Below are 26,945 nucleotides of genomic sequence, written 5' to 3' on the forward strand. Positions count from 1 at the left end.
AGTTGTGTGCTGGTATAGAGCGAAATGTTATTTCGGAGTGATTCAGCGCCACCTACGCTGCTGCATAAGGGAGCAACGCAGCGATTTCGGAAGACTCGCCATCTATAGAGCGACCAGCCTGCGTGTCCATAAGCTGTTTACAGGACTACATTTACTGTTAGCTGTTGCGCTCCAAGGGCAATCGGCTTTTCGCAGTGGGAGGATCAAAATGCCCAAGCAGTCGAGCATCCGTTCAGAACTGGCCGACGCGCTCTTTCGTCTGCGCCGCAGCTTTTATTTGCTGGCAGGGTTCAGCGGCGTCATAAACGTCATGATGTTGACGCCAGCTATTTATATGCTGCAGGTTTACGATCGAGCCCTGGTCAGTCGCAACGTCACGACGCTGACGATGCTGACTGTCCTGGTAGTAGGTCTGTTCTTGCTGATGTCCACGCTGGAAATGGTCCGCACCCGCGTACTGATCCGGGTCGGCAACTGCCTCGACATGGACCTGAACCGACGCATTTTCACCGCTGCATTCGAGCGCAACCTGAACCGCGCCGGAGGTAATCCGGCCCAGGCCCTGCAAGACCTTGCCCAGGTTCGTCAGTTCGTCACCGGCAACTCCCTGTACGCTTTCTTCGATGCACCGTGGACGCCGATCTACCTGCTGGTCGCCTATCTGATCCACCCAATACTCGGACTGATCACGCTGATCGGCTCACTGATTCTGGTGGCCCTGGCCTGGCTCACCGAGAAGGCGACGCAGAAACCGCTGGCCGAAGCCAATCAGGCCGCCCTCTCCTCCTCCCAGTACGCCAACAACAACCTGCGCAACGCCGAGGTCATCGAGGCAATGGGCATGCTGCCGTCGATCAGCAAGCGCTGGTTCCAAAGCCATTTGCGCATTCTGGAAATGCAGACCCTGGCCTCCGATCGTGCCGCCTTGATCAGCAGCACCGGGCGCTTCGTGCGGATCACTTTGCAGTCGCTGATCCTCGGCGCTGGCGCGCTGCTGGCGATCGAAGGCAAGATCACCCCGGGGATGATGATTGCCTGCTCGATCCTCACCGGCCGCGCACTGGGTCCGGTGGAACAGGTCATCGCGTCGTGGAAGCAATTGCTCGGCTGCCGTTCGGCCTGGGGCCGGCTCAACGAGATGCTGCAAGACTTTCCGCGCCGGCCACCGAGCATGTCGCTGCAGCGGCCAATGGGCATGCTGGCGGTGGAGAATGTGTATGCCGGTGCCCCGGGGACCACCAACACGATTCTGCGCGGTGTGAGCTTCAGCCTTGTCCCCGGCGAAAGCCTTGGCATTATCGGTCCGTCCGCCTCGGGCAAATCCACCCTCGCCCGCCTGCTGGTTGGCGTCTGGCCGACGCAGGCCGGCAAGGTGCGCCTGGACGGCGCGGACATCTTCAACTGGAACAAGGGCGAACTTGGCCCCTGGCTCGGCTACCTGCCACAGGACGTGGAGCTGTTCGAGGGGACCATCGCCGACAACATTGCGCGCTTTGGCGAAGTGGACAGCGAAGCGGTCATCCGCGCCGCCAAGATCACTGGCGTGCACGAGATGATCCTGCGTTTTCCGCAGGGTTATGACACCCGCCTGGGCACCGATGGCAGCCCGCTATCCGGCGGCCAGAAGCAGCGCATCGCCTTGGCCCGCGCGCTGTATGGCGAGCCCAATCTGATCGTGCTGGACGAGCCGAACGCCAACCTCGACGACGTCGGCGAAAAGGCCTTGGTCGATGCTCTGGCCGAACTCAAGGGCCGTGGCGCCACCGTCATTCTGATTTCTCACCGTCCCAACGTACTCTGTGCCGTCGATAAGGTGCTGATGCTGCGCGACGGCGGCGTGCAGATGCTAGGTACGCGCGATGAAGTATTCGCAGCGCTGCGCAAGGCCAGTGTGATCCCTGCAGGCGCATCAACTCCGCTGGCCTCCGTCAAAGCACGGGAGTGACCGATCATGCAAATGAGCCAACATACCGAGATGATTACAGCCGATCCCAGGAGCGTGGTAGACCTGGACGTCGGCAAACCCGCGCGGTGGGGCGTGTGGCTGGTGCTTGCCGGCTTCGGCGGCTTCCTCCTGTGGTCCTGGCTGGCGCCACTGGATGCCGGCGTGGTAGCGACAGGCACGGTCAAGGTCACCAGCAATCGCAAAGCCGTGCAGCATCTGAGCGGCGGTACCGTGGAGGCCATTCTCGTTCGCGAAGGCGATCTGGTGACAAAAGGCCAGGAGGTGGTCCGCCTCGACTCATTGCGTGCCGCTGCCGAACAGGGTGCGGTCAGCGCCCAGTACATCGTCAGCAAGACGGTGGAAAACCGTCTGGAAGCGGAACGTGACGGCCGCGACGTGGTGAACTTCGATCCCGAACTGCTCAAGCGCTTCAAGGGTGACCATCGCCTGGAAGCCGCCATGGACCTGCAACAGCGCCTGCTCGATACCCGGCGCGCCGGTCTCGCTGGCGAAATCAGCATCCTGCAGGAAAACCTGGCGGCGTCGGCAGTACAACTCAAGGGCCTGCAGCAGGTCTATGGCGCCCGCGCCTCGCAGATCAGCTTCCTCAACCAGGAACTGCAAGGCACCCGCGTACTGGCGGCCGAAGGCTATGTGCCACGCAACCGCCTGCTTGAGTTGGAACGCAGCAATGCCGACCTCTCCGCCGGCCAGGCCGAGAACCTCAACAACATCGCCCGCGTGCGTAGCCAGACCACCGAAATCAAGCTGCGCATCCTGCAGCGCCAGCACGATTACCTGAAGGAAGTCGAGTCGCAGCTGACGGAAACCGCCAAGGAAAACACCACCCTGGCCGACCGCTTGCGCGCCCTCGACTACGAAGTGACCCACACGGTGATTCGTTCGCCGATCGACGGCATGGTCCAGGCCCTGAGCATAGCCACCGTCGGCGGGATCATTCAGCCCGGCTTCAAGATCATGGAAATCGTTCCGCTCAACGAACCGTTGCAGGTCGACGCGATGATTCCCGTGCAGGCCATCGACAAGATGTTCCCCGGCCTGCCCGTGGACATTTCCTTCCCGGCCTTCAACCATGCCCAGACGCCAAACATCCCCGGCCGCGTGATGACCATTTCCGCCGACCGCCTGATGGACGAGGAAAGCAAGGAGCCGTTCTATCTGGCCCAGGTGGAAGTCACCCCCGATGGCATGAGCCTGCTTGGCACCAATCACATTCGCCCTGGCATGCCCGCCAGCGTCACCATTAAGACCGGCGAACGCAATATGTTGAGCTATCTTCTTAAACCAATGCTCGAACGTGTGGACAGCTCATTCAAGGAACAATGAAATGGACCGTCATTGCCTGCTCTTCTGCCTGCTGGGGTTGGCCTTGCCGGCCGACGCCATGGACCTCAAGCAAGCCTGGGATCTGTTGCAGTTCCAGGGCCCTATCTATCAGGCCGCCGTGCATGAAAAAAAGGCCGGCGGGGAAAACCGCGCTATCGGCAAGGCCGGCCTGCTACCGCAGATCAATGCCTCGGCCTACGACAACAAGGTCAATGGCACACAACGCCAGAGCGGTATCGAAAGGGATCTCGACTACGACTCCAAGGGCGCAAACCTGCGCCTGCGCCAACCACTGTTCAACAAACAGAAAATGGCCGAATACCGCCAGGGTCAGCAGCGTGCCGACTATAGCAACGCGGTATTCGATGCCAAGAGCCAGGACGCCGCGGTGCGCCTGGCCGAAAGCTATTTCGATGTGCTCCTGGCCAGCGAAACCATCACCCTGGCCAAGTCCAAGCTGAACGCCTTCGACGAACAACTCGCCTCGGCGAAACGGCGCATGGAACTGGGGGCCGGCACCGTCACCGACATCGACGAGTCGGCCGCCCGTCGCGACCTCGCCGAAGCGGAACTGATCGAAGCGCAAGACAACCTGGTCAACGCGCGCCGCAAGCTCGAGGAATACATCGGTGAACCCCCCGAATCGCTGACCACCTTGCGTCCGAGTTTCGATACACCACCGCTGCAGCCGAGCAACCTGCAGGATTGGCTGGTCAAAGCCCAGACCGATAGCCCGCTGCTCCATGCGCGCCGCTATAGCCGCGAACTCGCCGAAGAGGAAGTGAAGCGCGCCAGGGCCGGCCACTGGCCAACCCTGGATTTCGTTGCCGGCTACACAGCGGGTGAGAGCCAATCACTCTCCGAGCTGAATCAACGCAACCGCTACAGTTCGGTCGGACTGGAAGTCAATTTCCCGCTGTTCAGCGGTGGCGGCGTCAGCGCACTGACACGCCAGGCCAGTGCCAATAGCGACAAGGCCTCGGATGAACTGGACGCCGCACGACAGGAAGTCATCACTGGAACCACCCGTGAGTATCAAGGCATCCTGAGCGGCGCCAAACGCATTCGCGCGCTGGAGAAGGCCGTAGCGTCCAACGAACGCTCACTGGCATCGTCACGCAAGGGTTTCAAGGAGGGCGGCACCAGCACCAACTCGGACGTTCTCAATGCCGAAGAACTGCTCTTCGTCGCACGCCACGATCTGTTCGATGCCAAGTTGCGTTATTTGATGTCGCGCCTGCGCCTGGCCTCTTCGGTGGGCAGCCTGGGCGACGACGATATCGACCAGATCAACGACTACCTCGGCCCGGAACTGCTGGTCACCAACTGACGCTCACCTGCCTGCCGGTCAAGCCGAATGATGGCTGACCGGCGCCCCTCCTCCCATGATCCCCATCCAGCCATTCATGGCCGCGGCGCGGCGCAGAAAGGCAGCCGCCAGCGAAAAAAACAGCCAACGCTTGAAATTTGCCCACTAAGGCCTTGATTCCCTTTATGCTCGAACCAGTTCCAGGCTGTAAACTGTTTCCCCATGCGCAAACTTTTGTACCTGACATTTTCCATGGCGTTGCTCGCCACCCTCACGACCTACGCGATGTGGGCCGCAGACCGGCCGGTGGGTCATTACCTTTCGGATCTGCGGATCAACCTGGCTGTCGACCAGGGCACACCTGCGGACCGCGGCAATCTGTTGGGCATTCAGCCCGAACTGTTTCCCACCGATTATCAAAGCCCCGAGCGTTTGCACCGCAAGCTCGCGGCCTATCTGCAAGCAGCCCGGGACCAGGGTCTGTTGAACGGCAAGACCGTCGTCGTGTTGCCGGAGCACGTCGGTACCTGGCTGATGGTCAGCGGCGAGAAGGATGAGCTGTATCAGGCCAGCACTCTCAAGGAGGCCATGAACTGGCTGGCGGTGAGCAATCCCCTGAAGTTCGCCAAGGCGTTGATCAGCGCCGAGGGCGGCAACCGTCTGGACGATGCCCACCTGCGCATGAAAGCCAAGGCGATGGCCAGAGACTACCAGGCATTATTCGGAGGGCTGGCCAGGGAATTCCACGTGACGCTGGTGGCGGGTTCCATCGTACTGCCCGAACCGAGCATCATCGACGGCACCTTGAGAATCGGCCGCGGCGCGCTGTACAACAGCAGCGTGGTGTTCAACAGCGAGGGCCTGCCGATCGGCCAGCCCCAGCGCCAGATACACCCGTTCTTCGCAGAACAGAACGGGATCAAGGCGAACGGCGAGCACTCGCTCAATGTCGTTGATACCCCCGCGGGAAGGCTGGGCGTATTGATCGGTCACGACAGCTGGTACCCGGAAAACTACCTCAAGCTCAACGACCAAAGCGTGCAACTGGTCGCGGTACCGGCCTTTGTTGCCGGCCGTGGCACCTGGGATCAACCGTGGCGTGGCTACAGGGGCTCGTCAGCGCCGACATCGGTCATCTTGAAGCCTGGAGAAGTCAGTGAAGGCCAGGCCTGGCAGCGCCTGAATCTCACGACCCGGACACCTGCCAGTCAAGCCGTCGCTGGCATGAGTGTGTTCCTGCGGGGTCAGTTCTGGGATCAGGGCAGCGCCGGACACAGTTTCCTCAGCAGCAACGGCCAGCATTTTGCCGACGGCAATGCCCATGGTGCGCGTTTGCTGAACCTCTGGTTGTAGCCATGAAGCCGCAGCCGATGCGCCTGGGCGATCTGTCGGTGGGCTTTGTTCATAGCCTGGCCGATGCCGTGCGCAGTCATGGCATCGATCCTCAGCCACTGCTCGATCAATACGGCCTCGACGCCGGGCGCCTGAGCGAAGCCGGTGCCCGACTGTCGATACCGCGCTACATGCGCCTGGGCCACAGCGCCATTCAACTGACCGGCAACCCGGCCCTTGGCTTGCGCATGGGCCAGCTCAGTCGCCTGAGCCAGGCTGGCCTTGCTGGCGTCACTGCGGCCCAGGCGCCGACCGTACGAGAAGCCGCACGCTGCCTGATTCGATTCGAAACCTTGTACGGCTCCAATTATCGGGGTCAATCAAGCTTTCACGAAGACGCCCAGGGCGCCTGGCTGCGCTTCTATTCGATCAGCCCCTATAACGCCTACAACCGCTTTGTGGTGGATTCGATCATCGCCGGCTGGTTGCAGCAATTGTCCAGTGTCAGCCCTGCCCCGCTGCGCGCCGAACGCATCGAGATCGAATTCGAGGAGCCCGGCTACCGCGCGGCCTATGACGTGTTGGGTGACTGTCCGATTCAGTTTGGCGGCGAGCGCAATCAACTGCGCTTGAGCCTGGAAAGTCTCGCCCAGCGCAACCCCGAGCATTGCCCGAGTACCTGGCGGCATTTGCTGCAACTGTGTGAGCGAGAACTGGAACAACTGACACGCACCCGCAGCCTGCGCGAACGTATCATCGCGCTACTGGGCCCCTTGCTCAATGGTGGCCGGGAACCCGACCTGCAAGAGGTGGCGGCACGCCTGAAGCTGCCCACCTGGACCCTGCGCCGCAAGCTCGCCGAAGAAGGCACGCAGTTTCGTGCAATTCTCAACGACACCCGTCGCGACCTGGCCATGACCTACATACGCGACACCGAACTGGCGTTCGGAGAGATCGCCTACCTGCTGGGTTTTGCCTCAGCCGAAGCGTTTCAACGCGCATACAAACGCTGGAACGGACAGACCCCCGGCGAATTTCGCCGAAGTCATCGCCAATCCGCCTGATGCCTACAACTCGGTAGCGTCTTCCGCCGGCTCCAGTGGGTCCAGTTCGAAAGCCTGGTACTCGAGCAGCTCTTCTTGATATTCGTCCATTTTTGAATCCCCCAACCCATGCTGAAAAACGTCTGAATAAATGACCAATTCCCTGAGCATAAAGTGCCCGCGTGAAAGAAAAATGACGCGGAAACGACACTCTGTCGCTACTGAATAAAACGTAGCAGCTGGTCAGGAATTTATCATCGGATTTTTTCGCGGGAGGCCACAGAACAGTGGTCTTGGTTGACGAGGGTCAATCTTTTGGCTGGCCACGGGATCGGGTCATCCGACCCGATCCCGTGGCATATCCATCACTGGCCTGAGGCAGGCATCGCCGGGATGGGTTCGCTCGGCGCAGGCAAGTCACTCGGGTTCGACGGTGGCGTGACGATTTCCTGGAACGATGCAGGCTCTACACGCTCGGTCGGCGTGATCGGCGCCGCTTCAGGAGGCGGGGCAACCGGCTCGGAGGCCGCTGGAGCCGTTTCAATGGATGCAGGTGCAGGTGCAGGCGCTGGTGCAGCAGGCTCTACAGCGGGAGCCGCTGCCGGGGCAGGTGCCAGTGGTGCCGGCGCTGCCTGGGCTTCAGGCATGCCCAGGTCCGTTTTCGGCTTTTCGGGGATGTGCGCAGCCTTTTTCGCTTCCGGCGGCAGGAACAGTTCGACCAGTGCGAAGAAACGCTCGTAGAACTTGGCAGACGATACGGTTTCACTGGCGACCTTGACCATCGAGTCATCGGAGGAGCCGATCGGCATCGACACCGAGCCCAACACACCCACACCGAGACTGGCGGAGTTGTTGGTCTTCTTCAGCGCATAACGATCCTGCAGGGCGTTGGCGAATACGGTCGCGTGGTGCCCTTCGCTGCCGTCATCGGTACAGACCACGCTGAAGCTGATCTCCATGTGGTTCTCGCCGGTCTGCTGGAAGCTCTTGTGACCGCTGACCAGCTTCGAATCGTTGCTGGTGATGATGTAACCCTGGCTGAGCAAGGCACGACGAGCGGCTTCACAGCTCTGGATATCGGTGACCGGATAGTTTCGGGAAAAGGTACCGGAGTCGTCGAAATTCTCATGCTCATAGATGGCGGTCTTGTTCGATGAACAACCGGCCGCAGTGGCAAGCACGGCTGCCAGCCCGACAACCCGCATGGGAAGTGATTTAAACATTGAACATCCTGAGGAAAACGGTTCGGGGCATATTGTGCAACAGATCGATGCTTAGCGGAGCATCGATCGTGTCTTAAAACGGTTACAGGCTGATTGACCCCGGTTTTGCGCAAAAGTCACCGCGGCAAGTGACGTACGGCCAAACAAAAAGACCCCGGCCTTCCGGCCGGGGTCTTTTGTGCAGCGCTAAACCTGATCAGGCATCAGTAACGCTTGATCTCCGCCTGGCTTTCCAGCTGCTTGCGGTAAGCCGCGAAGTCTTGCTGGCCGATGCGCGAAGCGAGGTAGCGACGATACTGTGCTTTCTCTTCTTCGGTCGGCGCCGCTGCTTCGTTCACGCCATTGAGGCGCACGATCATCAGGTTGCCATCACCCAGTGTCACGCTGGTGAAGGTCGGCTTGTCCTTGGACGCAGGCTTCGCCATGCGGAACAGCGCTTGCAGCACCGCAGGGTCGACCCCTTCCTGAGCACGAGTCGCCGCTTCCGTGACTTTCCAGGCCTGGCCGTCGACCGCCTGATCCAGCGGGGTCTTGCCATCGCGCAGGCTGGCAATCAGGGCGTCAGCCTTGGTCTTGGCATCGGCGCTGGCGTGTTCCTTGGCCAATTGCACACGGATCGCAGCAGAGACGCTTTCCAGCGGCAATTGCGAAGGCTTCAGGTGCTCCTTGGCACGCAACACGACCACGGTTTCCGGATCGAGCTCGATGGCAGTGCTGTTCGCACCCTCATCCAGGACCTCCGGGCTGAACGCGGCAGTGATCACGGCACGGTTGGCTGCAATACCCTCACCGCCTTCACGGCCGAACGGCTTGGACGTGTGGACGTTCAGTTTCAGGTCTTGTGCCGGTTGCGCCAGGTCCGACGCTTCGAATGAAGCGTCTTCCAGTTGCTTGGTCGCCTCGACAAAACGCTGTTCGACCTGCTGGGCCTTCAATTCGCGGGTCAGCTTGTCTTTCAGGCTGGCGAATGTCGGAACTTCAGGCGCTTCCACGCCCAACAGCTTGATCAGGTGGAACCCGAAATCGGTGCGAACCGGCGCGGAAACCTGGTCCTTGGCCAACGAATACAGAGCTTTCTCGAACGCCGGGTCGTAGACGCCAGGACCGGCATAACCCAGGTCACCGCCGTTGTTCGCCGAACCCGGATCCTGGGAGAACTCCTTGGCCAGCGCCTCGAATTTCTCGCCCTTGGCCAGACGAGCCTGGATCTCTTCGATCTTCGCCTTGGCTTGCGCCTCGGTGGTCTTGTCATTCACTTCAATCAGAATGTGCGCCGCCTGGCGTTGCTCGGACAGGTTCGCGATTTCTTTCTGATAGGCCGCCTGCAGGTCTTCGTCATTGACGCTGACCTGATCGAAGAAGGAAGCCTTCTTCAGCTCAAGGTAATCGATGACCACCTGATCCGGCGTCATGAATTCCTTGGCGTGCTCGTCGTAGTAGGCCTTGACCTCATCGTCGGTCAGCTTCACCGCTGCCGGGTCGGCCTTGATGTTCAACGAGGCGAAATCGCGGGTCTGTTTTTCCAGACGGGCAAACGCCAGTACCTGTGCATCGGTTACGAAACCGCTACCGGCGAGACCGGCACGCAGCTGACCAATCAGCATTTCCTGAGCCAGCATCTGGCGGAATTGCATACGGGTATAGCCGAGTTGGCGAATCACCTGGTCGAAACGCTCGGAGCTGAACTTGCCATCCACCTGAAACTCAGGCGTTTGCAGGATGACCTGATCCAGAGCTGCTTCGGAAAAGGCGAATTTCGAGTTTTCTGCGCCTTGCAGCAGCAGTTTGCGATCGATCAGGCCCTTGAGAGCCGACTCGCGCAGCATTTTTTCATCGAGCAAGGAAGCATCGAAATCCTTGCCCAGCTGTTGCATGAGCTGACGGCGTTGCATATCGACCGCCTGGCTCAGTTCGTTCTGGCTGATTTCTTCGCCATTGACCTTCGCCGCTTCATTCGTGTTCGTCGTGGCCTGAAAAATGGCGTCGAAACCGGTCAAAGCCATCAGTGCAACGATGACCCCGATAATAGTCTTGGCAATCCAGCCTTGTGAATTGTCCCTGATATTCTGCAGCATGCGTCCCCCAGAAACGGTTGAACTTCAAAAATTAGGCAACCGTGGAGCGTGGGTAGAATCCGGATAGAAGAAAGGCGCATCCGAGGATGCGCCTTCTCGTAACTGGCGGAGCGGATCGAGGGGCTCGAACTGGCGACCCTCGGTGTCTTGAACCGGCGACCTGCAGTCAGGACTGCCGCTCCGCTGCCAAGTCAGGCATGACCCCGACCCGGATGGGTAAAAACCTGAATCGAACTTAGTTGACAGCTTCTTTCAGTGCTTTACCGGCTTTGAAACCTGGTTTTTTGGCTGCTGCGATTTCCAGCGTCTTACCGGTCTGTGGGTTACGACCAATGCGAGCCGGACGATCAGTTACGGAGAAGGTACCGAAACCAACCAGAACAACAGAGTCGCCAGCCTTGAGAGCGCCAGTGACGGATTCGATTACAGCGTCCAGCGCACGGCCAGCAGCAGCTTTCGGGATATCAGCGGATGCAGCGATAGCATCAATCAGTTCCGACTTGTTCACTCTAAGTCCCCTTATATCTATTTGAGTATGATTCTAAGTTTTTTTGGTGAAAGCAAAAACGAGTGCTGAATGGCCTACAGACACTTAAGAGCCGCTTTATAACAAGGGCTCTAAAAAGCTGTCAAGAAAGCCCCCCAGGCAAATACGTACTAATGCGTGCTAATTCTTTCCTTAGAATCTGCGTCGCGTTTCTCATCCTTCGCGACTATCTCCGGAGCCACGTCCGGCAAGGGCTCCGGCGCGTATTGCAACGCAATTTGCAGGACCTCGTCAATCCATTTAACCGGTTTAATCTGTAGATCCTGCTTGATATTGTCCGGAATCTCTTTGAGATCGCGCACATTCTCTTCAGGAATGATCACAGTCTTGATTCCGCCACGGTGGGCAGCCAGCAGTTTTTCTTTCAAGCCGCCAATGGCCAAGACCTGGCCACGCAACGTGATCTCGCCGGTCATGGCGACATCCGCGCGTACCGGAATGCCGGTCAATGCCGATACCAGGGCCGTGCACATGCCTACACCGGCGCTAGGGCCATCCTTTGGAGTCGCCCCTTCCGGCATATGGATGTGTGTGTCGCGCTTCTCATGGAAGTCCAGAGGGATCCCCAGGCTCTTCGCCCTGCTGCGGACAACGGTCAAGGCCGCGGTGATCGATTCGACCATCACGTCACCCAGGGAACCGGTCTTGATCAACTGGCCCTTGCCCGGTACGACGGCCGCTTCGATGGTCAGCAGTTCGCCGCCCACCTGAGTCCACGCCAACCCGGTCACCTGGCCAATCTGATCCTGCTGCTCGGCCAGGCCGTAGCGGAATTTACGCACGCCCAGGAAGTGCTCCAGCATGTCTGCGGTGACTTTCACCGAGAAGCGTTTCTCCAGCGCATGTTCCTTGACGGCCTTGCGGCAGACCTTGGCAATCTGGCGCTCCAGCCCACGCACACCGGCTTCACGGGTGTAGTAGCGGATGATGTCGCGGATCGCTTCTGCGTCAAACTCCAGCTCGCCTTTCTTCAGGCCGTTGGCCGTAATCTGCTTAGGCGAAAGGTATTTGACGGCGATGTTGATCTTCTCGTCTTCGGTGTAGCCCGGCAGACGGATCACTTCCATCCGGTCCAGCAACGCCGGCGGGATGTTCATCGAGTTCGAAGTGCACAGGAACATCACATCGGACAGGTCGTAATCGACTTCCAGATAGTGATCGTTGAAGTTGTGGTTCTGCTCGGGATCGAGCACTTCCAGCAACGCCGATGCCGGATCGCCACGCATGTCGCTGCCCATCTTGTCGATTTCATCGAGCAGGAACAGCGGGTTGCGGACACCCACTTTTGTCATCTTTTGAATCAATCTTCCTGGCATCGAACCGATGTAAGTACGGCGATGGCCACGAATTTCCGCCTCGTCACGCACGCCACCGAGGGCCATGCGCACGAATTTGCGGTTGGTGGCGTGAGCAATCGACTCCGCCAGGGACGTTTTACCCACCCCGGGAGGACCGACCAGGCACAGCACCGGTCCACGAATTTTCTTCACGCGCTTTTGCACGGCGAGGTATTCGAGGATGCGTTCCTTGACCTCTTCGAGGCCATAGTGGTCGGCATCCAGAATGTCTTCCGCGCGCGCCAGGTCCAGGCGCACCTTGCTCTGGGCCTTCCACGGCACTTGAACCAGCCAGTCGATGTACGAACGCACCACGGTCGCTTCCGCGGACATCGGCGACATCTGCTTGAGCTTGTTCAGCTCGGCCGTCGCCTTGGCCAGCGCGTCTTTCGGCAGGCCGGCGGCATCGATACGCTTTTTCAGCTCTTCGACTTCGTTGTGGCCTTCGTCACTGTCGCCGAGCTCTTTCTGAATGGCCTTCATCTGCTCATTCAGGTAGTACTCGCGCTGACTGCGCTCCATTTGTTTCTTGACGCGGCCGCGAATGCGTTTTTCGACTTGCAGCAGATCGATCTCGGCATCCAGCAACGCCAGAACGTGCTCGACCCGGGCCGACAAATCGATGATTTCGAGGATTTCCTGCTTCTGTTCGATCTTCAGCGCCATGTGCGCGGCCATGGTGTCCACCAGGCGGCCTGGCTCATCGATGCTGTTGAGCGACGACAGGACTTCAGCCGGGACTTTCTTGCCCAACTGCACGTATTGCTCGAACTGGGACAGCAAGCTGCGAACGAACACTTCCGATTCGCGCTCTGGTGCTTCAACTTCGTCGATCAGGGAGACTTCGGCACGGCAGTGGCCGTCCACTTCGCTGAAGCGCTCGACAGCGCCCCGCTGCTCGCCTTCGACCAGAACCTTGACCGTTCCGTCAGGCAGCTTGAGCAGCTGCAGAACGGTGGCAATCGTACCAACGCGATACAGGGCATCTTCACCGGGATCGTCGTCAGCCGGGTTTCTCTGGGCCAGCAGAAGGATCTGCTTGTCACCCGTCATCGCAGCCTCGAGGGCTTCGATGGATTTCTCGCGCCCCACGAACAGCGGGATAACCATGTGCGGATAAACCACGACATCACGCAATGGCAGGAGAGGCAATTCGATGGTTGTCTTCATGATTTCGCCTCTACGGCGGCCATAAGGCCGTAAACAGATGGAAGTAAGCTTGAAACCAAGATGGGGGCTGCCCAGGAAAAAAACAAGCGGATAAAAGAACCACTTGAAAGATTGCAGCATACGGAAGCTGCTGTGACGGGCCGGATACGCCTTCAAAGACCGCCTTCGCTGGCAAGCCGGCTCCTGCAGGCCAGATCCCGAAATAGCAAAGGGGCCCGAAGGCCCCTTCTTTATTCAAGCTGCGTGACGCTTATGCGTCTGGCGCAGCCTTGGCGGTCGGCTCACTGTTTTCATAGATATACAGTGGCTTGGACTTGCCTTCTATCACGCTTTCATCGATCACTACTTTGCTCACCTCCGATTGCGAGGGGATTTCATACATAGTGTCGAGCAATACACCTTCGAGAATCGAACGCAGGCCACGGGCACCGGTTTTACGCTCCAGGGCACGCTTGGCGACCGATTTCAGAGCGTCGGTCCGGAATTCCAGATCCACGCCCTCCATCTCGAACAGCTTGGCATACTGCTTGGTCAGAGCATTTTTCGGCTCGGTGAGGATCTGCATCAATGCGGCCTCGTCGAGCTCGTCCAGCGTGGCAAGTACCGGCAGACGACCGACGAATTCCGGGATCAGACCGAACTTGACCAGATCGTCAGGCTCGACTTCACGCAGGGACTCACCGACTTTCTTGCCTTCTTCCTTGCTGCGCACTTCTGCGTTGAAACCGATGCCACCCTTGGTGGAACGGTTTTGAATGACCTTCTCAAGACCAGAGAACGCGCCACCGCAGATGAACAGGATGTTACGGGTGTCGACCTGCAGGAATTCCTGCTGCGGATGCTTGCGACCACCTTGAGGCGGAACGGAAGCGACCGTGCCTTCGATCAACTTGAGCAGGGCCTGCTGCACGCCTTCACCGGAAACGTCCCGGGTGATCGACGGGTTGTCAGACTTGCGCGAAATCTTGTCGATTTCATCGATGTAGACAATGCCCATCTGGGCCTTTTCCACGTCGTAATCGCATTTCTGCAGCAGCTTCTGAATGATGTTCTCGACATCTTCACCCACGTAACCCGCCTCGGTGAGGGTGGTTGCGTCGGCGATGGTGAACGGAACGTTCAGCAAGCGGGCCAGTGTTTCGGCAAGCAGGGTCTTACCCGAGCCTGTCGGGCCGATCAGCAGGATGTTGCTCTTGCCGAGTTCGACGTCGTCATTCTTTTTGTCACGCTGGTTCAGGCGCTTGTAGTGGTTGTACACCGCTACGGCCAGAACCTTTTTCGCACGCTCCTGACCAATCACATACTGATCAAGGATGCCGCTGATTTCTTTAGGCGAAGGCAATTTATGCGCGCTGCTTTCGGCCTGTGCTTCCTGCACCTCCTCGCGGATGATGTCGTTGCACAGGTCGACGCACTCGTCGCAAATAAAGACCGAGGGGCCGGCAATCAATTTGCGTACTTCATGCTGGCTTTTGCCACAGAAGGAGCAATAGAGCAGCTTGCCGTTGTCCTCGCCGTTGCGGGTGTCAGTCATTCGTTCGATCCAAATCCGATAGGCTTGCAACACAAGATGAAGGCTATTGCGGGCTTTTTCAAGCCCGCCGGTGATCGGACCCGCCGACCAACCTTATTTTGAGCTGCTTATTTTAAGCAGGGCGCTGGCTGATCACTTCATCGATCAACCCGTACTCACGCGCGGCTTCTGCACTCATGAAATTGTCGCGGTTGGTATCGCGCTCGATTTCTTCGAGAGTACGCCCGCTATGCAGGGCCATCAGCGTGTTGAGACGCTCGCGAATGAAGAGGATTTCCTTGGCATGGATTTCGATATCCGACGCCTGGCCCTGGAAACCGCCCAGTGGCTGGTGAATCATCACACGCGAGTTCGGCAGGCAGTAACGCTTGCCTTGTGCACCGGCCGTCAGCAGGAACGCGCCCATGCTGCACGCCTGACCGATACAGGTGGTCGACACGTTGGGTTTGATGAACTGCATGGTGTCGTAGATCGACATGCCCGCCGTCACCGAACCGCCCGGGGAGTTGATATAGAGATGGATGTCCTTGTCCGGGTTTTCCGCTTCAAGGAACAGCAATTGCGCACAGATCAGGTTGGCCATGTAGTCCTCTACGGGACCCACCAGAAAGATCACCCGCTCCTTGAGGAGACGCGAGTAGATGTCGTAGGCGCGCTCGCCACGAGCGGACTGCTCGACAACCATCGGGACCAGGCCGCCAGCGGCCTGGATATCAGAGTTCTGCTGAATATACGAATTACGGAACATGCTCTGCAGTCACTCCCAAATAGTTATGTCTTGAATACGCATAAGCCAGCTCGAAGGCTGGCTTATGGTGTTTGCTTCTTACCGCAAAAGTGATCAGTCGGCTTGTGGTGCTTCTACCGGCTTGACTGCTTCTTCGTAAGAGACCGATTTGTCGGTCACGCTAGCTTTCTGCAGAACAGTATCCACAACTTGCTCTTCCAGCACAACCGAGCGAACTTCGTTCAGTTGCTGGTCGTTCTTGTAGTACCAGGACACAACTTGCTCAGGTTCCTGGTAGGCCGAAGCCATTTCCTGAATCATCTCGCGAACGCGGGTTTCGTCAGGCTTGAGATCGAATTGCTTGACCACTTCAGCCACGATCAGACCCAGTACTACGCGGCGCTTGGCTTGCTCTTCGAACAGCTCGGCCGGCAGTTGGTCAGGCTTGATGTTGCCGCCGAACTGCTGAACAGCCTGCACGCGCAGACGGTCAACTTCGTTGGACAGCAGAGCCTTTGGCACTTCGATCGGGTTGGTGGCCAGCAGACCGTCCATTACCTGATTCTTGACCTTGGATTTGATCGCCTGACGCAGTTCACGCTCCATGTTCTTGCGAACTTCGGCGCGGAAGCCTTCCAGACCGGTTTCCTTGATGCCGAATTGAGCGAAGAATTCTTCGGTCAGCTCTGGCAGCTTTGGCTCGGAAACGGTGTTGACGGTCACGGTGAACTCGGCGGTTTTGCCAGCCAGGTCCAGGTTCTGATAGTCCTCTGGGAAAGTCAGGTTCAGAACGCGTTCTTCACCGGCTTTGGCGCCAACCAGGCCATCTTCGAAACCAGGGATCATGCGGCCGGAACCCAGAACCAGCTGGGTACCCTTGGCGGAACCGCCAGCGAACACTTCACCGTCGACCTTGCCGACGAAATCGATGTTCAGCTGGTCTTCGTTTTGAGCAGCGCGATCGGCCACTTCGAAACGGGTGTTCTGCTTGCGCAGGATGTCCAGCATCTTGTCCAGATCGGCATCAGACACGTCAGCGCTCAGGCGCTCTACGGTGATACCTTCGAAACCGGCAACGGTGAACTCAGGGAACACTTCGAATACGGCTACGTATTCCAGGTCCTTGCCCGCTTCCAGGGATTTTGGCTCGATCGAAGGCTGACCAGCCGGGTTCAGCTTCTGCTCAACCACAGCTTCGTAGAAGGAAGACTGGATCACGTCGCCTACAGCTTCCTGGCGAGCGTCAGCACCGAAACGGCGCTTGATTTCGCTCATTGGCACTTTGCCTGGACGGAAGCCAGCAATCTTGGCCTTTTGGGCGGTCTGCTGCAGACGCTTGTTGACCTGGCTCTCGATGCGCTCAGCCGGCACGGTGACGCTCATGCGGCGCTCAAGAGCAGTAGTATTTTCAACAGAAACTTGCATGGATATTCCTCGTTGCACAGACGTTAGCCGGCCGTTTCCGACCCCAGAATCAAGGGCATGCATTCTAGTGGGTCAAACTCAAGAAGTCACCCTACTGAAAACGGGTAAAAACGCAGCAGGCAATTTATAGGTGCGAATGCACGAATGCACCTCGCCCCGATGGCAAATACAACCAATCACGCCAGGGCTCTGCGCCAACCTTTCCCTATATAGAGAAGGTCGCCAATCATCTCCCTGACAGCCGATCTCGCAAGCAAGGCCGGCGGGCAGGACAGCATCATCGAGAAACATAAATACGACGAAACGCCCGCCCCTGCGACCCGGAACCTGCGGCCGCCGAAACAAAAAAGGCGCCAGACTTTTCAATCTGGCGCCTTTCGAAATATGGGGTGGACGATGGGGATCGAACCCACGACAACGGGAGTCACAATCCCGTGCTCTACCAACTGAGCTACGCCCACCATATTGCCTGTTAAAGAAGCCAAACAACTTCTTTATCAAGCTCCAGCCAGGCCAAGTGCCTGAATGAAGCTTTATTTGGTGCGGATGAAGAGACTCGAACTCTTACGCCTCGCGGCGCTGGAACCTAAATCCAGTGTGTCTACCAATTCCACCACATCCGCGGATGAAGCCTTTAAAGCAAAGGCGCCAGACTGTTAATCTGGCGCCTTTCGAAATATGGGGTGGACGATGGGGATCGAACCCACGACAACGGGAGTCACAATCCCGTGCTCTACCAACTGAGCTACGCCCACCATATCGCGCTACTTGTGCCAAAGCTGCCTAATGGCGCACCCGGCAGGACTCGAACCTGCGACCATCCGCTTAGAAGGCGGATGCTCTATCCAGCTGAGCTACGGGCGCCTTGTTAGCTGTAACCTTGGAGGACTACAAACTAAGTGCTTTCCAGCCTTGCAGAATCGTAATCCTGCTCAACCTTCCTAACCAGTGCTAGGCTGTGCCCGACAAGTGCGACGAATAGTATAGAGCCCCCCGAAGGTCGTCAAATCCTTTTTAAAAAAAATTCATTTAATTAAAGGAGTTAGGGGAATTTGCAGACCAAGCGCCTTTGCCCTCACCGCATGACATGCGAGAATGCGTTCTCTTTTTTTCCCCTCTCGATGGTTAATCACGCGCAATGACTGCACAACTTATCGACGGCAAATCGATCGCCGCCAGCCTGCGCCAGCAGATCGCCCAACGTGTCACCGAGCGTCGCCAGCAAGGCCTGCGCACGCCCGGCCTTGCGGTGATCCTGGTCGGCAGCGATCCTGCCTCTCAGGTTTATGTCTCGCACAAGCGTAAAGACTGTGAAGAGGTCGGCTTTCTATCCCAAGCCTATGACCTGCCTTCCGAAACCACTCAAGAAGCGCTGACCGAGCTGATCGATCGCCTGAACGACGACCCTGCAATCGACGGCGTTCTGCTTCAACTTCCGCTTCCCGAACACCTGGACGCCTCCAGGCTGCTGGAGCGCATTCGTCCGGATAAAGACGTCGACGGCTTCCATCCTTATAACGTCGGTCGCCTGGCCCAGCGCATTCCACTGCTGCGCCCATGCACCCCCAAAGGCATCATGACCCTGCTGGAAAGCACCGGTGTCGACCTTTACGGGATGGATGCCGTGGTCGTCGGCGCGTCCAATATCGTTGGCCGCCCGATGGCGATGGAATTGCTGCTGGCCGGCTGCACCGTGACGGTCACCCACCGCTTTACCAAGGACCTGGCCGGCCATGTCGGCCGTGCGGATCTGGTCGTCGTCGCCGCTGGCAAGCCGGGCCTGGTCAAGGGCGAATGGATCAAGGAAGGCGCGATCGTGATCGATGTCGGCATCAACCGTCAGGACGACGGCAAGCTGGTCGGTGACGTGATCTACGAAACCGCCCTGCCCCGCGCCGGCTGGATCACCCCGGTACCGGGCGGCGTAGGCCCGATGACCCGTGCCTGCCTGCTGGAAAACACCCTGTACGCCGCCGAAACCCTGCACAGCTGAGTTTCAACGCGCACGCTGTCAGCGTGAAAGGAACCCCGCCCTGGCGGGGTTTTTTTTTGCCCGCGAGAAACACCGACCGCCCGCCGGAAAATGACTTTTTTTTCATGTTTCTCAGGACTTTCACCTGTTACTTGAACAACCATCGACAGTTATTCAGCCATACTCCAGAATGACGCGCTTTTTAGGAAACAGTCCGTTACAGAACGGCTTATCAACACTTTATGAGTCTGCCAGCGTGAAAATCCGTCTTTCCATCCTGAGCCTATTTTTTGCAGTTGCAGGGACTTTCATCACGCCCTTCGCCAGCGCTGGCGAAACCACCGCAGCACCGCGAGATACGAAGACGCTCAAGCTCGCTTCCGGCAGCTCCTTGCTGCTGGACATGCAGACCAACAAAGTCATCTACGCCAGCAATCCTGACGTGGTGGTGCCGATCGCTTCCGTCAGCAAGTTGATGACTGGTCTGGTCGTGGTTGAGTCTCGGCAGAACATGGACGAATACATCAACATCAACATCAGCGACACACCGGAAATGAAAGGTGTGTACTCCCGGGTCAAGCTCAAGAGCGAACTGCCGCGCCGGGAAATGCTGCTGATTGCCCTGATGTCATCTGAAAACCGAGCCGCTGCAAGCCTGGCCCACCACTATCCGGGTGGCTATGCCGCGTTCATTGCTGCAATGAACGCCAAGGCCCGGGCCTTGGGCATGACCAATACCCATTTCGTCGAGCCGACCGGTCTCTCGCCGCGCAACGTTTCGACCGCTCGCGATTTAAGCAAACTGTTGATCGCCGCGCACAAGTACCCGCTGCTGACCGAGCTGAGTACAACCAAGGAAAAGACCGTTTCGTTTCGCAAACCGAACTACAGCCTGGGTTTCCGCAACACCGACCATTTGGTCCGCAAGCCGGATTGGGACATCCAGCTGACAAAAACCGGCTTCACCAACGAAGCCGGTCACTGCCTGGTGCTGGTGACCCGAATGGCTAACCGCCCGGTGGCCTTGGTGATCCTTGACGCCTATGGCAAGTACACCCATTTTGCCGATGCCACGCGCATGCGTAATTGGGTAGAGAGCGGAAAGAGCGCGGACGTGCCTTCCGTAGCCTTGCAGTACAAAGCGGACAAGAACCTCAAGCAGCGGCAGAGCGGCGTGGTGGAAGCGTCGAAGTAACCTTGCTGCAAACACATGAAAAAGCCCCGGACATCCGGGGCTTTTTTTCGTCGCAAAGTTAGTCGTTAGGCAGCGGCATCTGGTCGTCATCCGGGATGCCGTCGCCGGTACTTGGATCTCTCCAACCCTTCGGCTTTTCAGTGGGCACCACCGTTGGCCGTGCCAGGGGATCCCTCAACGGGCTGTCGGGATCCATCACCGGATCGGTGCTTTGCTCGGGGGTTGTGGGGACAGTTTCCGGACGTTTGTCGTCGAAACTGGAATCGGTAGACATACGCACCTCCATTGGACCTAAGGCTTCAGATCACCCAGTGGATCATAGGGCTTGGCCGGAGCCTTGGGGTTGTCACCCGGTTTCACGTCCCTCGGTGCCTTGGCGGGCCCGATCGGGTCGACCTGAGGATCGGCAAGGTCCGGGGAATCGGGATCGAAACCCAGCTCATTGCCAGACGAATGCTCGGATGAGTGTGGACCGACGGGCGTAGTTGAATGAGCCATGGGCGCCTCCTGTATCAAGGCCCGGAAAGATCCGGGCCTTTGCAGGTTAGAGGCTGGCATCGGGCGCTGGTGCCCGGAGGGTGACGAACGGACTTACTGTGCGGCCAAGGCTTTTTTAGCTTTTGCTGCCGCCGGCTCCTGGCCCGCCTGCGCCAGATCATTGGCTGCCTTGAGCCAGCGTTGCTGATCGACCTGGGCGGGAATCTGCGTCGGACTCTGGATCAACACTGCCCAACCGCCGGCATCCTTGAACGCCGATTCAAAAGAACTGAAGCTCATCAACGTCCGCTGACTCATGCCTGCGCGCAGCAGCACGGTCTGCTTCTGACGGTTGTACCCGGTGAGAATCGCATAACGCGGTTCGGCCCACATCGCCGAGCCTTCGGTGAAGCGCACCATCACCGGATAACCGGCCGCGACCTGGGTCAACAAGGCTGGCAAGGTCGCGTCAAGGGGATAGACCACCATCCCGTACTCACGCGCGAGGTTCACCATGTTCTGTTGCAGCTGGGCTTCGGCGCCCGGTAAATGCAGCGGTTTGTCGAGCAAGCCCGGCGTAATCACGATGTTCTGCTGGGACAGCATGCTGGCCAGCACCTGCGGTCCGCTTTGATTGGCCACGCCTTTGTAGAAGCGGCCACTGAGTTCGACCCGCTCCGGCAGACGCTTGATCTCAGGTGCAACACTCCCGGCGCAACCCGCCAGCGCCGCCACACATCCCGCCATCAGCGCCGCCGACAGCATTCGAGAAAATACCCGCACCATCATCACTCTCTTGTTCAGGCGCCAGGCAACAATATTCCCGGCAAGGCCGTTGATCATAGGACGCCGCGCGACAGCGGTATAGCCTTAACCGGTAGTTGTTTGCATCCGATAGAGCGAACTGGTTGGTGACTGCCGACTTTCGGTCAATAGCCTGAAATGCAGCAACGGCTAGACTGTTCCCTGAAGAGACGACAGCGAAGCGTGAGTGCCCATTGAAGGGCAAAGAGGAGGCACCGATGAGCCTGACCATGATCATTGTAATGTTGGTTTGCGGCTGGCTGGCGGTAGCCGCCGCCATGCTGTGGGGCGTGCTGCGCATTACTCGCCGCCACCATCACCCTGTCCAGCCGGCGCCTGCGCAAGAAGCGGACAAGGCACCGAGCCAGCACGCCAACGCTCACTGACACCACCTTTATCCGAGACCAACAAAAACGGCCGCCTGCACTCCTTCGAGTTCAGGCGGCCGTTTCTTTTAGCGGCGGTCAGACTTCAGTGGCAACCCGCTTCTGCCTGGACCGACGGGACATCATGTTCAACACCTCGATCGAAGCCGAGAATGCCATGGCCGCATAGACGTAGCCTTTCGGTACATGGGCGCCAAAGCCTTCGGCAATCAGCGTCATGCCGATCATGATCAGGAAGCCCAGGGCCAGCATCACCACTGTCGGGTTGTCGTTGATGAACTTGGCCAGCGGATCAGCCGCCAGCAACATCACCAGTACCGACACCACCACCGCGATGACCATGATCGGCAAATGCTCGGTCATGCCGACAGCGGTAATGATGCTGTCGATGGAGAACACCATATCCAGCATCAGGATCTGACCGATCGCGGCAGCGAAGCCCAGGGTCACGGTCGAGGTCGCCGACTTCGGATCTTCCGGTGCCGGGTCCATGCTGTGATGGATCTCGGTGGTCGCCTTCCACAACAGGAACAGGCCACCGGCAATCAGGATCATGTCTTTCCAGGAAAACGCGTGGCCGAGGATCTCGATCACCGGATTGGTCAACTGGACGATGAACGCGATGGTGCTCAGCAAGCCCAGACGCAGGATCAACGCCATGCCGATACCGATGCGTCGTGCCCGCTGTCGATTGTGCAAGGGCAGCTTGTTGGTCAGGATCGAGATGAAGATCAGGTTATCGATGCCGAGCACGATCTCCATCACGATCAGGGTGGCGAGGGCGACCCAGGCGGTGGGGCTGGCGGCAAGTTGTAAAAGGTAGTCCATGGGTCAGTCCTGACTCGTTGTAATACGGTTTAGATTTCCTGGGAGGAAGATTCGGTTTTTTCCGAGTCTTTTTCCGATGATTCTTTTTTGCTGATCAACCCGCTGGTGGCGTCATTGAGTGCTTGCTCGGCCGCCTTGTGGGTATCGTCAATCGCCTGTTTGGCGCTTTCGGCAGCCTTGCCCATCAATTGTTGCGCGCTTTTCTCGGCCTGGTCGCAACCGGCCAGTACCAGTAAAGACGTGATCAGCAATGCCGTGGCTTTAAGCTTCATGATGCTTTCCTCGATAGAACGAACGGGACCTAAACGATGGCCCGTTGATAGCGATGCATTCTAGGGAAGTGAATACTTCAGGAAAATTCGTATTTTCAGCGGTTATACTTCGGTTTTTACGAACTGTAGATCGCCATGCTCAACTATCGGCAATTGCATTACTTCTGGGTGGTGGCCAAGACCGGCAGCATCGTGCGCGCCTGTGAGCAGCTCAATCTCACGCCACAAACCATCAGCGGGCAGATTTCATTACTGGAACAGACCTTTGGCATCGAGTTGTTCCGGCGTGTCGGACGGCAACTCGAACTTACCGAGGCCGGCCGGCAGGCACTGCCCTACGCCGAACAAATGTTCCAGCTGGGTGGCGAACTGGAACTGATGCTGCGGGCACAACCCAATGAGCAGCAGATCCTGTTTCGCGTCGGCGTGGCCGACGTGGTGCCCAAGTCCATCGTCTATCGCCTGATTGCACCGACCATGGAGCTGAGCGAACCGCTGCGCATCACTTGTCGCGAAGACAAGCTTGAACGTTTGTTGGCCGACCTGGCGATCCAGCGCCTGGACCTGGTGATATCCGACAGCCCCATGCCATCGCACCTGGACATCAAGGGCTACAGCCAGAAACTCGGTGAGTGCGGGATCAGCTTCTTCGCCACCCCAGAGCTGGCGGCCCGTTACGGTCACGACTTTCCGCGCAACCTGCACGGTGCGCCGCTACTGATTCCCGGGCCGGAAACCGTGGTGCGCAGCCGTTTGCAACGGTGGTTTGCCGAGCAGCAGATCCAGCCGCAAATTGTCGGCGAGTTCGACGACAGCGCCCTGATGCAGGCCTTCGGCCAATCCGGCAGCGGGATCTTCATCGGCCCGAGCGTGATTGCCGATGAGGTGCGACGCCAATATGGCGTGCAAGTGATCGGCCAGACCGACGCGGTGAGCGAGTCGTTCTATGCCATCTCAGTTGAACGCAAGGTCAAGCACCCCGGCATTGTCGCCATTACCGAAGGTGCCCGACGCGAGCTGTTTACCGAGTTTTAGGACACTCAGGCGCAGACTTCCCGGGGCTTGAAGGTCATCAGCGCAATGGCCAGCAGGATCGAGGCGAGGATGAACGCCGCCGCGGCGAAGCCAAGGCCTTGCAGGCCGACGCTGTCGATTACCCGGCCACCGATCATCGCGCCCAGACCGATACCGAGGTTGGCACCGGCGATGTTCAGCGACGCGGCGAACGCTGGCGCTTCGGGCGCAGCTTTCATCAGGCGCACATGGCTGACCAGGAACAACGCTGCCTGGGTCACGCCCCAGATGCCCATCGCTGCTGCCAGACCCAGCGGCGAGTGGATGTTCGGCACCAGCGCCACCAGGCCGGCAATCATGAACGCGCAGAACATCATCGACGCCATCAGCGGGTGACGATCCACCGCACGGCCACCCAGGGAGTTGCCGATCAGTCCGACCGCACCAAAGCCCATCAGGCACCAGCCGACCACGGTGCCGTTGAAGCCGGCCAGTCGCTCAAGGATGTCCGCCAGATAGGTGTACGCGGTGAACATGCCGCTGAACACAATCACAGACAGCAGCACGTGACCGAGCATCAGCGGGCTGCGCAGGATCTTGAACTGCGACCGCAAGCTCACCTGATGCTGGTGCAGGTTGGTCTTCGGCAGATAGATAAACAGCAGCAACGCCTTGGCAAAGGCGATGACCGCCAGAATCGCGAAGGCACTGCGCCAGCCGAACGCATCGGAAATCAGCGTGCCCACGGGAATGCCGAACACCGTGGCACAAACGATGCCGAAGCCGATCTTGGCGATGGCGCGACCGGCGTAATCCGGCCCGACGATGTCCACCGCCGTTTCGCTGGCCAAGGCCCAGAACACTGGCAACCCCAGCGCCGGGATCAAGCGGGCAAACGCCATCACCCAGATGTTCGGCGCCAGCGCCGCGACCGTGTTGGCCAGGCCAAACATGATCAGCACCGAGATGAATAACTTGCGACGCTCGAAGCGGGCGAAATACGCCGTCAGGAACGGCCCGAACGCGGCCACGGTGAAGGCGAACAGGGTCACCAGCAAACCGGCCTGCGGGATGCTGACCTCCAGGTCCCTGGCGATAGCTGGCAACAGGCCAACAATGATGAATTCCGTGGTCAGCACCGTGAAGCCGGCGGCGGACAACAGAAGAATGGGCAACAGCATGCAAAACTCCAGAAAACGAAAACACCAGCGATAGCCCGAAGGCCCACTGGCAGACATGAAAATGAGGATGGCGAATCTTAACAGAGTGTTTTCGGATGCGGTTGCACGAACCTGCAATTCGCGTTGAAGACCAGGGTGGCAGTTCGTCACAGGTCTGAAAGATCGTTCCTGCGCTGTGATAAAGTCCGCGCCCTGAAAAACGTACACCCTGTGATCAATGCCGATCATTTAAGGGGCAAAACCTGTGGGAGCGAGCTTGCTCGCGATGGCGGACTGTCAGACAACGCAAGTGTCGACTGTGCCAGCGTCATCGCGAGCAAGCTCGCTCCCACAAGGAATGCGGTGTTCTACACCCTGTATTCCCCTCCCGGTTTCCGGTCTGCGGCCTGCCCTGCTTGTTGCTGCAACTGCGACGAAACCATGCACTTATAAAAATTCAGAGATGCCGTTTTATGACAGCTTCATCCCCTTCTCTATTGCAACGCCTTAAACGCCTGAGCCTGGTCACACAGATCGTGATCGGCCTGATCGCCGGTATTGCCCTGGCGCTGTTTGCCCCCGACATGGCGAAGTCCACGGCGTTCATCGGCAAAGTGTTTGTCTCGGCACTGAAAGCCGTCGCGCCGATTCTGGTATTCGTGCTGGTCATGGCGTCGATTGCCAACCACAAGCACGGCCAGGAAACCCATATCCGGCCGATTCTGTTCCTGTATCTGCTGGGCACTTTCGCCGCGGCCGTCGTGGCGGTGGTTGCCAGCATGACGTTCCCGTCGAGCCTGGTGCTGTCGACCCAGGACGTCGCGGTCACAGCGCCTGGCGGGATTGGCGAAGTGTTGCAAAGCCTGTTGCTGAGCGTGGTCGATAATCCGGTCAGCGCCCTGATGAATGCCAATTTCATCGGCATCCTGGCGTGGGCCATCGGTATGGGTATTGCCATCCGCCACGCCGGCGACACCACCCGTGAAGTGCTGGGCGACCTGTCCAACGGCGTGACGGTGATCGTGCGCCTGGTGATCAGCTTCGCCCCGCTGGGCATCTTCGGCCTGGTGGCCTCGACCCTCGCCACTTCCGGCTTCGGTGCCTTGATCGGCTACGCGCAGCTGCTGGCCGTGCTGCTGGGCTGCATGCTGTTCGTGGCGCTGGTGATGAACCCGCTCATCGTGTTCTGGAAACTGCGCACCAACCCGTACCCGCTGGTGCTGACCTGCCTGCGCGAGAGCGGCATCACGGCGTTCTTCACCCGCAGCTCGGCGGCGAACATTCCGGTCAACCTGGAGTTGAGCAAGCGTCTGGGCCTGCACGAAGACACCTACTCGGTATCGATCCCGCTGGGCGCGACCATCAACATGGCGGGTGCTGCGATCACCATCACCGTACTGACCCTGGCGGCCGTGCACACCCTCGGCATCACCGTGGACGTTCCGACGGCGATCCTGCTGAGCGTCGTCGCGGCGATCTGCGCCTGCGGTGCTTCCGGTGTAGCCGGTGGTTCGCTGTTGCTGATTCCACTGGCGTGCAGCCTGTTCGGCATCCCGAGCGAAATCGCCATGCAGGTGGTGGCGGTCGGTTTCATCATCGGCGTGTTGCAGGACTCGGCGGAAACCGCGCTCAACTCGTCCACCGATGTGCTGTTCACCGCGGCGGCTTGCCTGGGTGAAGAGGCAAAAGCAGAACGCCTGGCCTGACACCCTCCCCCTGTAGGAGCGAGCTTGCTCGCGATGGACGTCAACGATAACGCGTACTTTCTGGATAAACGCGTTGTACTCGGGTTCATCGCAAGCAAGCTCGCTCCTACAAAAAAA

At 58.7% G+C, this 26,945-nt stretch carries 23 protein-coding genes and 4 tRNA genes; 10 read left to right on the top strand and 17 right to left on the bottom strand.

Annotated features, from left to right (window positions below; genetic code table 11):
• The first annotated feature begins 208 nt into the window (after positions 1-208).
• From KGB20_RS11770 to KGB20_RS11790, 5 genes are all read left to right on the top strand, one after another.
• A complete protein-coding gene (locus tag KGB20_RS11770; RefSeq protein ID WP_159390268.1) occupies positions 209-1,945 on the top strand; it encodes a type I secretion system permease/ATPase in 1,737 nt (578 codons plus the stop codon).
• Between the two features lie 6 nt (positions 1,946-1,951).
• Positions 1,952-3,292, top strand: coding sequence for an HlyD family type I secretion periplasmic adaptor subunit (locus KGB20_RS11775; protein WP_159390269.1), 1,341 nt, complete (start codon positions 1,952-1,954; stop codon positions 3,290-3,292).
• Between the two features lies 1 nt (position 3,293).
• The gene (locus KGB20_RS11780) at positions 3,294-4,622 is read left to right on the top strand and encodes a TolC family outer membrane protein (RefSeq protein WP_223532301.1); all 1,329 of its coding nucleotides are present in this window, start codon (positions 3,294-3,296) and stop codon (positions 4,620-4,622) included.
• A gap of 201 nt (positions 4,623-4,823) precedes the next feature.
• The gene (locus KGB20_RS11785; protein ID WP_223532303.1) at positions 4,824-5,954 is read left to right on the top strand and encodes a carbon-nitrogen hydrolase family protein; all 1,131 of its coding nucleotides are present in this window, start codon (positions 4,824-4,826) and stop codon (positions 5,952-5,954) included.
• Between the two features lie 2 nt (positions 5,955-5,956).
• Complete coding sequence (locus tag KGB20_RS11790) at positions 5,957-6,997, top strand: AraC family transcriptional regulator (RefSeq protein WP_159390272.1); 1,041 nt, start codon at positions 5,957-5,959, stop codon at positions 6,995-6,997.
• Positions 6,998-7,341: 344 nt separating this feature from the next.
• On the opposite strand, the gene KGB20_RS11795 is transcribed toward KGB20_RS11790, so the two are convergent.
• From KGB20_RS11795 to KGB20_RS11845, 11 genes are all read right to left on the bottom strand, one after another.
• Positions 7,342-8,199, bottom strand: a complete 858-nt coding sequence (locus KGB20_RS11795) for a DUF2242 domain-containing protein (protein WP_223532305.1) — start codon at positions 8,197-8,199, stop codon at positions 7,342-7,344.
• Between the two features lie 203 nt (positions 8,200-8,402).
• Positions 8,403-10,274 carry a SurA N-terminal domain-containing protein gene (locus tag KGB20_RS11800; RefSeq protein WP_223504057.1) on the bottom strand — a complete coding sequence of 624 codons (1,872 nt, stop codon included), beginning with the start codon at positions 10,272-10,274 and terminating at the stop codon, positions 8,403-8,405.
• Between the two features lie 235 nt (positions 10,275-10,509).
• Entirely contained in the window at positions 10,510-10,782 is a 273-nt protein-coding gene (locus KGB20_RS11805; protein ID WP_002552737.1) for an HU family DNA-binding protein, read from the bottom strand.
• A 149-nt stretch (positions 10,783-10,931) separates the two neighbouring features.
• Positions 10,932-13,328 (bottom strand): endopeptidase La, encoded by a 2,397-nt coding sequence (gene lon / locus KGB20_RS11810; protein ID WP_056722330.1) that lies wholly within the window; start codon positions 13,326-13,328, stop codon positions 10,932-10,934.
• Between the two features lie 250 nt (positions 13,329-13,578).
• Positions 13,579-14,862, bottom strand: coding sequence for an ATP-dependent Clp protease ATP-binding subunit ClpX (clpX, locus tag KGB20_RS11815; RefSeq protein ID WP_008048848.1), 1,284 nt, complete (start codon positions 14,860-14,862; stop codon positions 13,579-13,581).
• A gap of 112 nt (positions 14,863-14,974) precedes the next feature.
• Positions 14,975-15,610: an ATP-dependent Clp endopeptidase proteolytic subunit ClpP gene (gene clpP / locus KGB20_RS11820; RefSeq protein ID WP_223532307.1), complete on the bottom strand. Its 636-nt coding sequence runs from the start codon at positions 15,608-15,610 to the stop codon at positions 14,975-14,977.
• A 93-nt stretch (positions 15,611-15,703) separates the two neighbouring features.
• Positions 15,704-17,014 carry a trigger factor gene (gene tig, locus KGB20_RS11825; RefSeq protein ID WP_057714092.1) on the bottom strand — a complete coding sequence of 437 codons (1,311 nt, stop codon included), beginning with the start codon at positions 17,012-17,014 and terminating at the stop codon, positions 15,704-15,706.
• A 385-nt stretch (positions 17,015-17,399) separates the two neighbouring features.
• A tRNA-His gene (locus tag KGB20_RS11830) sits at positions 17,400-17,475 on the bottom strand.
• A gap of 77 nt (positions 17,476-17,552) precedes the next feature.
• Positions 17,553-17,637 (bottom strand) — tRNA-Leu (locus KGB20_RS11835).
• A 56-nt stretch (positions 17,638-17,693) separates the two neighbouring features.
• Positions 17,694-17,769 (bottom strand) — tRNA-His (locus KGB20_RS11840).
• A gap of 32 nt (positions 17,770-17,801) precedes the next feature.
• Positions 17,802-17,878, bottom strand: a tRNA-Arg gene (locus KGB20_RS11845).
• A gap of 274 nt (positions 17,879-18,152) precedes the next feature.
• Here KGB20_RS11845 and folD point away from each other — a divergent pair.
• Together folD and pbpG are read left to right on the top strand one after the other, a co-directional pair.
• Positions 18,153-19,007, top strand: coding sequence for a bifunctional methylenetetrahydrofolate dehydrogenase/methenyltetrahydrofolate cyclohydrolase FolD (folD, locus tag KGB20_RS11850; protein WP_046043051.1), 855 nt, complete (start codon positions 18,153-18,155; stop codon positions 19,005-19,007).
• Between the two features lie 235 nt (positions 19,008-19,242).
• The gene (gene pbpG / locus KGB20_RS11855; protein WP_223532309.1) at positions 19,243-20,181 is read left to right on the top strand and encodes a D-alanyl-D-alanine endopeptidase; all 939 of its coding nucleotides are present in this window, start codon (positions 19,243-19,245) and stop codon (positions 20,179-20,181) included.
• Positions 20,182-20,239: 58 nt separating this feature from the next.
• On the opposite strand, the gene KGB20_RS11860 is transcribed toward pbpG, so the two are convergent.
• The 3 genes from KGB20_RS11860 to KGB20_RS11870 form a co-directional block, all read right to left on the bottom strand.
• Complete coding sequence (locus KGB20_RS11860) at positions 20,240-20,455, bottom strand: hypothetical protein (RefSeq protein ID WP_007977127.1); 216 nt, start codon at positions 20,453-20,455, stop codon at positions 20,240-20,242.
• Positions 20,456-20,472: 17 nt separating this feature from the next.
• Positions 20,473-20,679, bottom strand: a complete 207-nt coding sequence (locus KGB20_RS11865; RefSeq protein WP_057714089.1) for a DUF6021 family protein — start codon at positions 20,677-20,679, stop codon at positions 20,473-20,475.
• Positions 20,680-20,772: 93 nt separating this feature from the next.
• The gene (locus tag KGB20_RS11870; RefSeq protein ID WP_223532311.1) at positions 20,773-21,501 is read right to left on the bottom strand and encodes a peptidase C39 family protein; all 729 of its coding nucleotides are present in this window, start codon (positions 21,499-21,501) and stop codon (positions 20,773-20,775) included.
• A gap of 179 nt (positions 21,502-21,680) precedes the next feature.
• On the opposite strand from KGB20_RS11870, the gene KGB20_RS11875 reads away from it, so the two are divergent.
• A complete protein-coding gene (locus KGB20_RS11875) occupies positions 21,681-21,848 on the top strand; it encodes a hypothetical protein (RefSeq protein WP_167362872.1) in 168 nt (55 codons plus the stop codon).
• A gap of 78 nt (positions 21,849-21,926) precedes the next feature.
• Here KGB20_RS11875 and KGB20_RS11880 read toward each other — a convergent pair whose 3' ends face one another.
• Both KGB20_RS11880 and KGB20_RS11885 read right to left on the bottom strand, forming a co-directional pair.
• Complete coding sequence (locus KGB20_RS11880; RefSeq protein WP_223532313.1) at positions 21,927-22,676, bottom strand: TerC family protein; 750 nt, start codon at positions 22,674-22,676, stop codon at positions 21,927-21,929.
• Between the two features lie 29 nt (positions 22,677-22,705).
• A complete protein-coding gene (locus KGB20_RS11885; RefSeq protein ID WP_150812569.1) occupies positions 22,706-22,948 on the bottom strand; it encodes a hypothetical protein in 243 nt (80 codons plus the stop codon).
• A gap of 135 nt (positions 22,949-23,083) precedes the next feature.
• Between KGB20_RS11885 and nhaR the strand changes: the two genes are divergently transcribed.
• Positions 23,084-23,983, top strand: a complete 900-nt coding sequence (gene nhaR, locus KGB20_RS11890) for a transcriptional activator NhaR (RefSeq protein ID WP_057714085.1) — start codon at positions 23,084-23,086, stop codon at positions 23,981-23,983.
• Positions 23,984-23,988: 5 nt separating this feature from the next.
• Here the strand turns inward: nhaR and KGB20_RS11895 are convergent, their stop codons facing one another.
• Positions 23,989-25,143, bottom strand: a complete 1,155-nt coding sequence (locus KGB20_RS11895; protein ID WP_057714084.1) for an MFS transporter — start codon at positions 25,141-25,143, stop codon at positions 23,989-23,991.
• Positions 25,144-25,595: 452 nt separating this feature from the next.
• On the opposite strand from KGB20_RS11895, the gene sstT reads away from it, so the two are divergent.
• Positions 25,596-26,828, top strand: a complete 1,233-nt coding sequence (sstT, locus tag KGB20_RS11900; protein WP_223532315.1) for a serine/threonine transporter SstT — start codon at positions 25,596-25,598, stop codon at positions 26,826-26,828.
• The last annotated feature ends 117 nt before the right edge of the window (positions 26,829-26,945 follow it).

Source organism: Pseudomonas sp. BF-R-30 (assembly GCF_019956175.1).
GTDB lineage: Bacteria > Pseudomonadota > Gammaproteobacteria > Pseudomonadales > Pseudomonadaceae > Aquipseudomonas > Aquipseudomonas jessenii.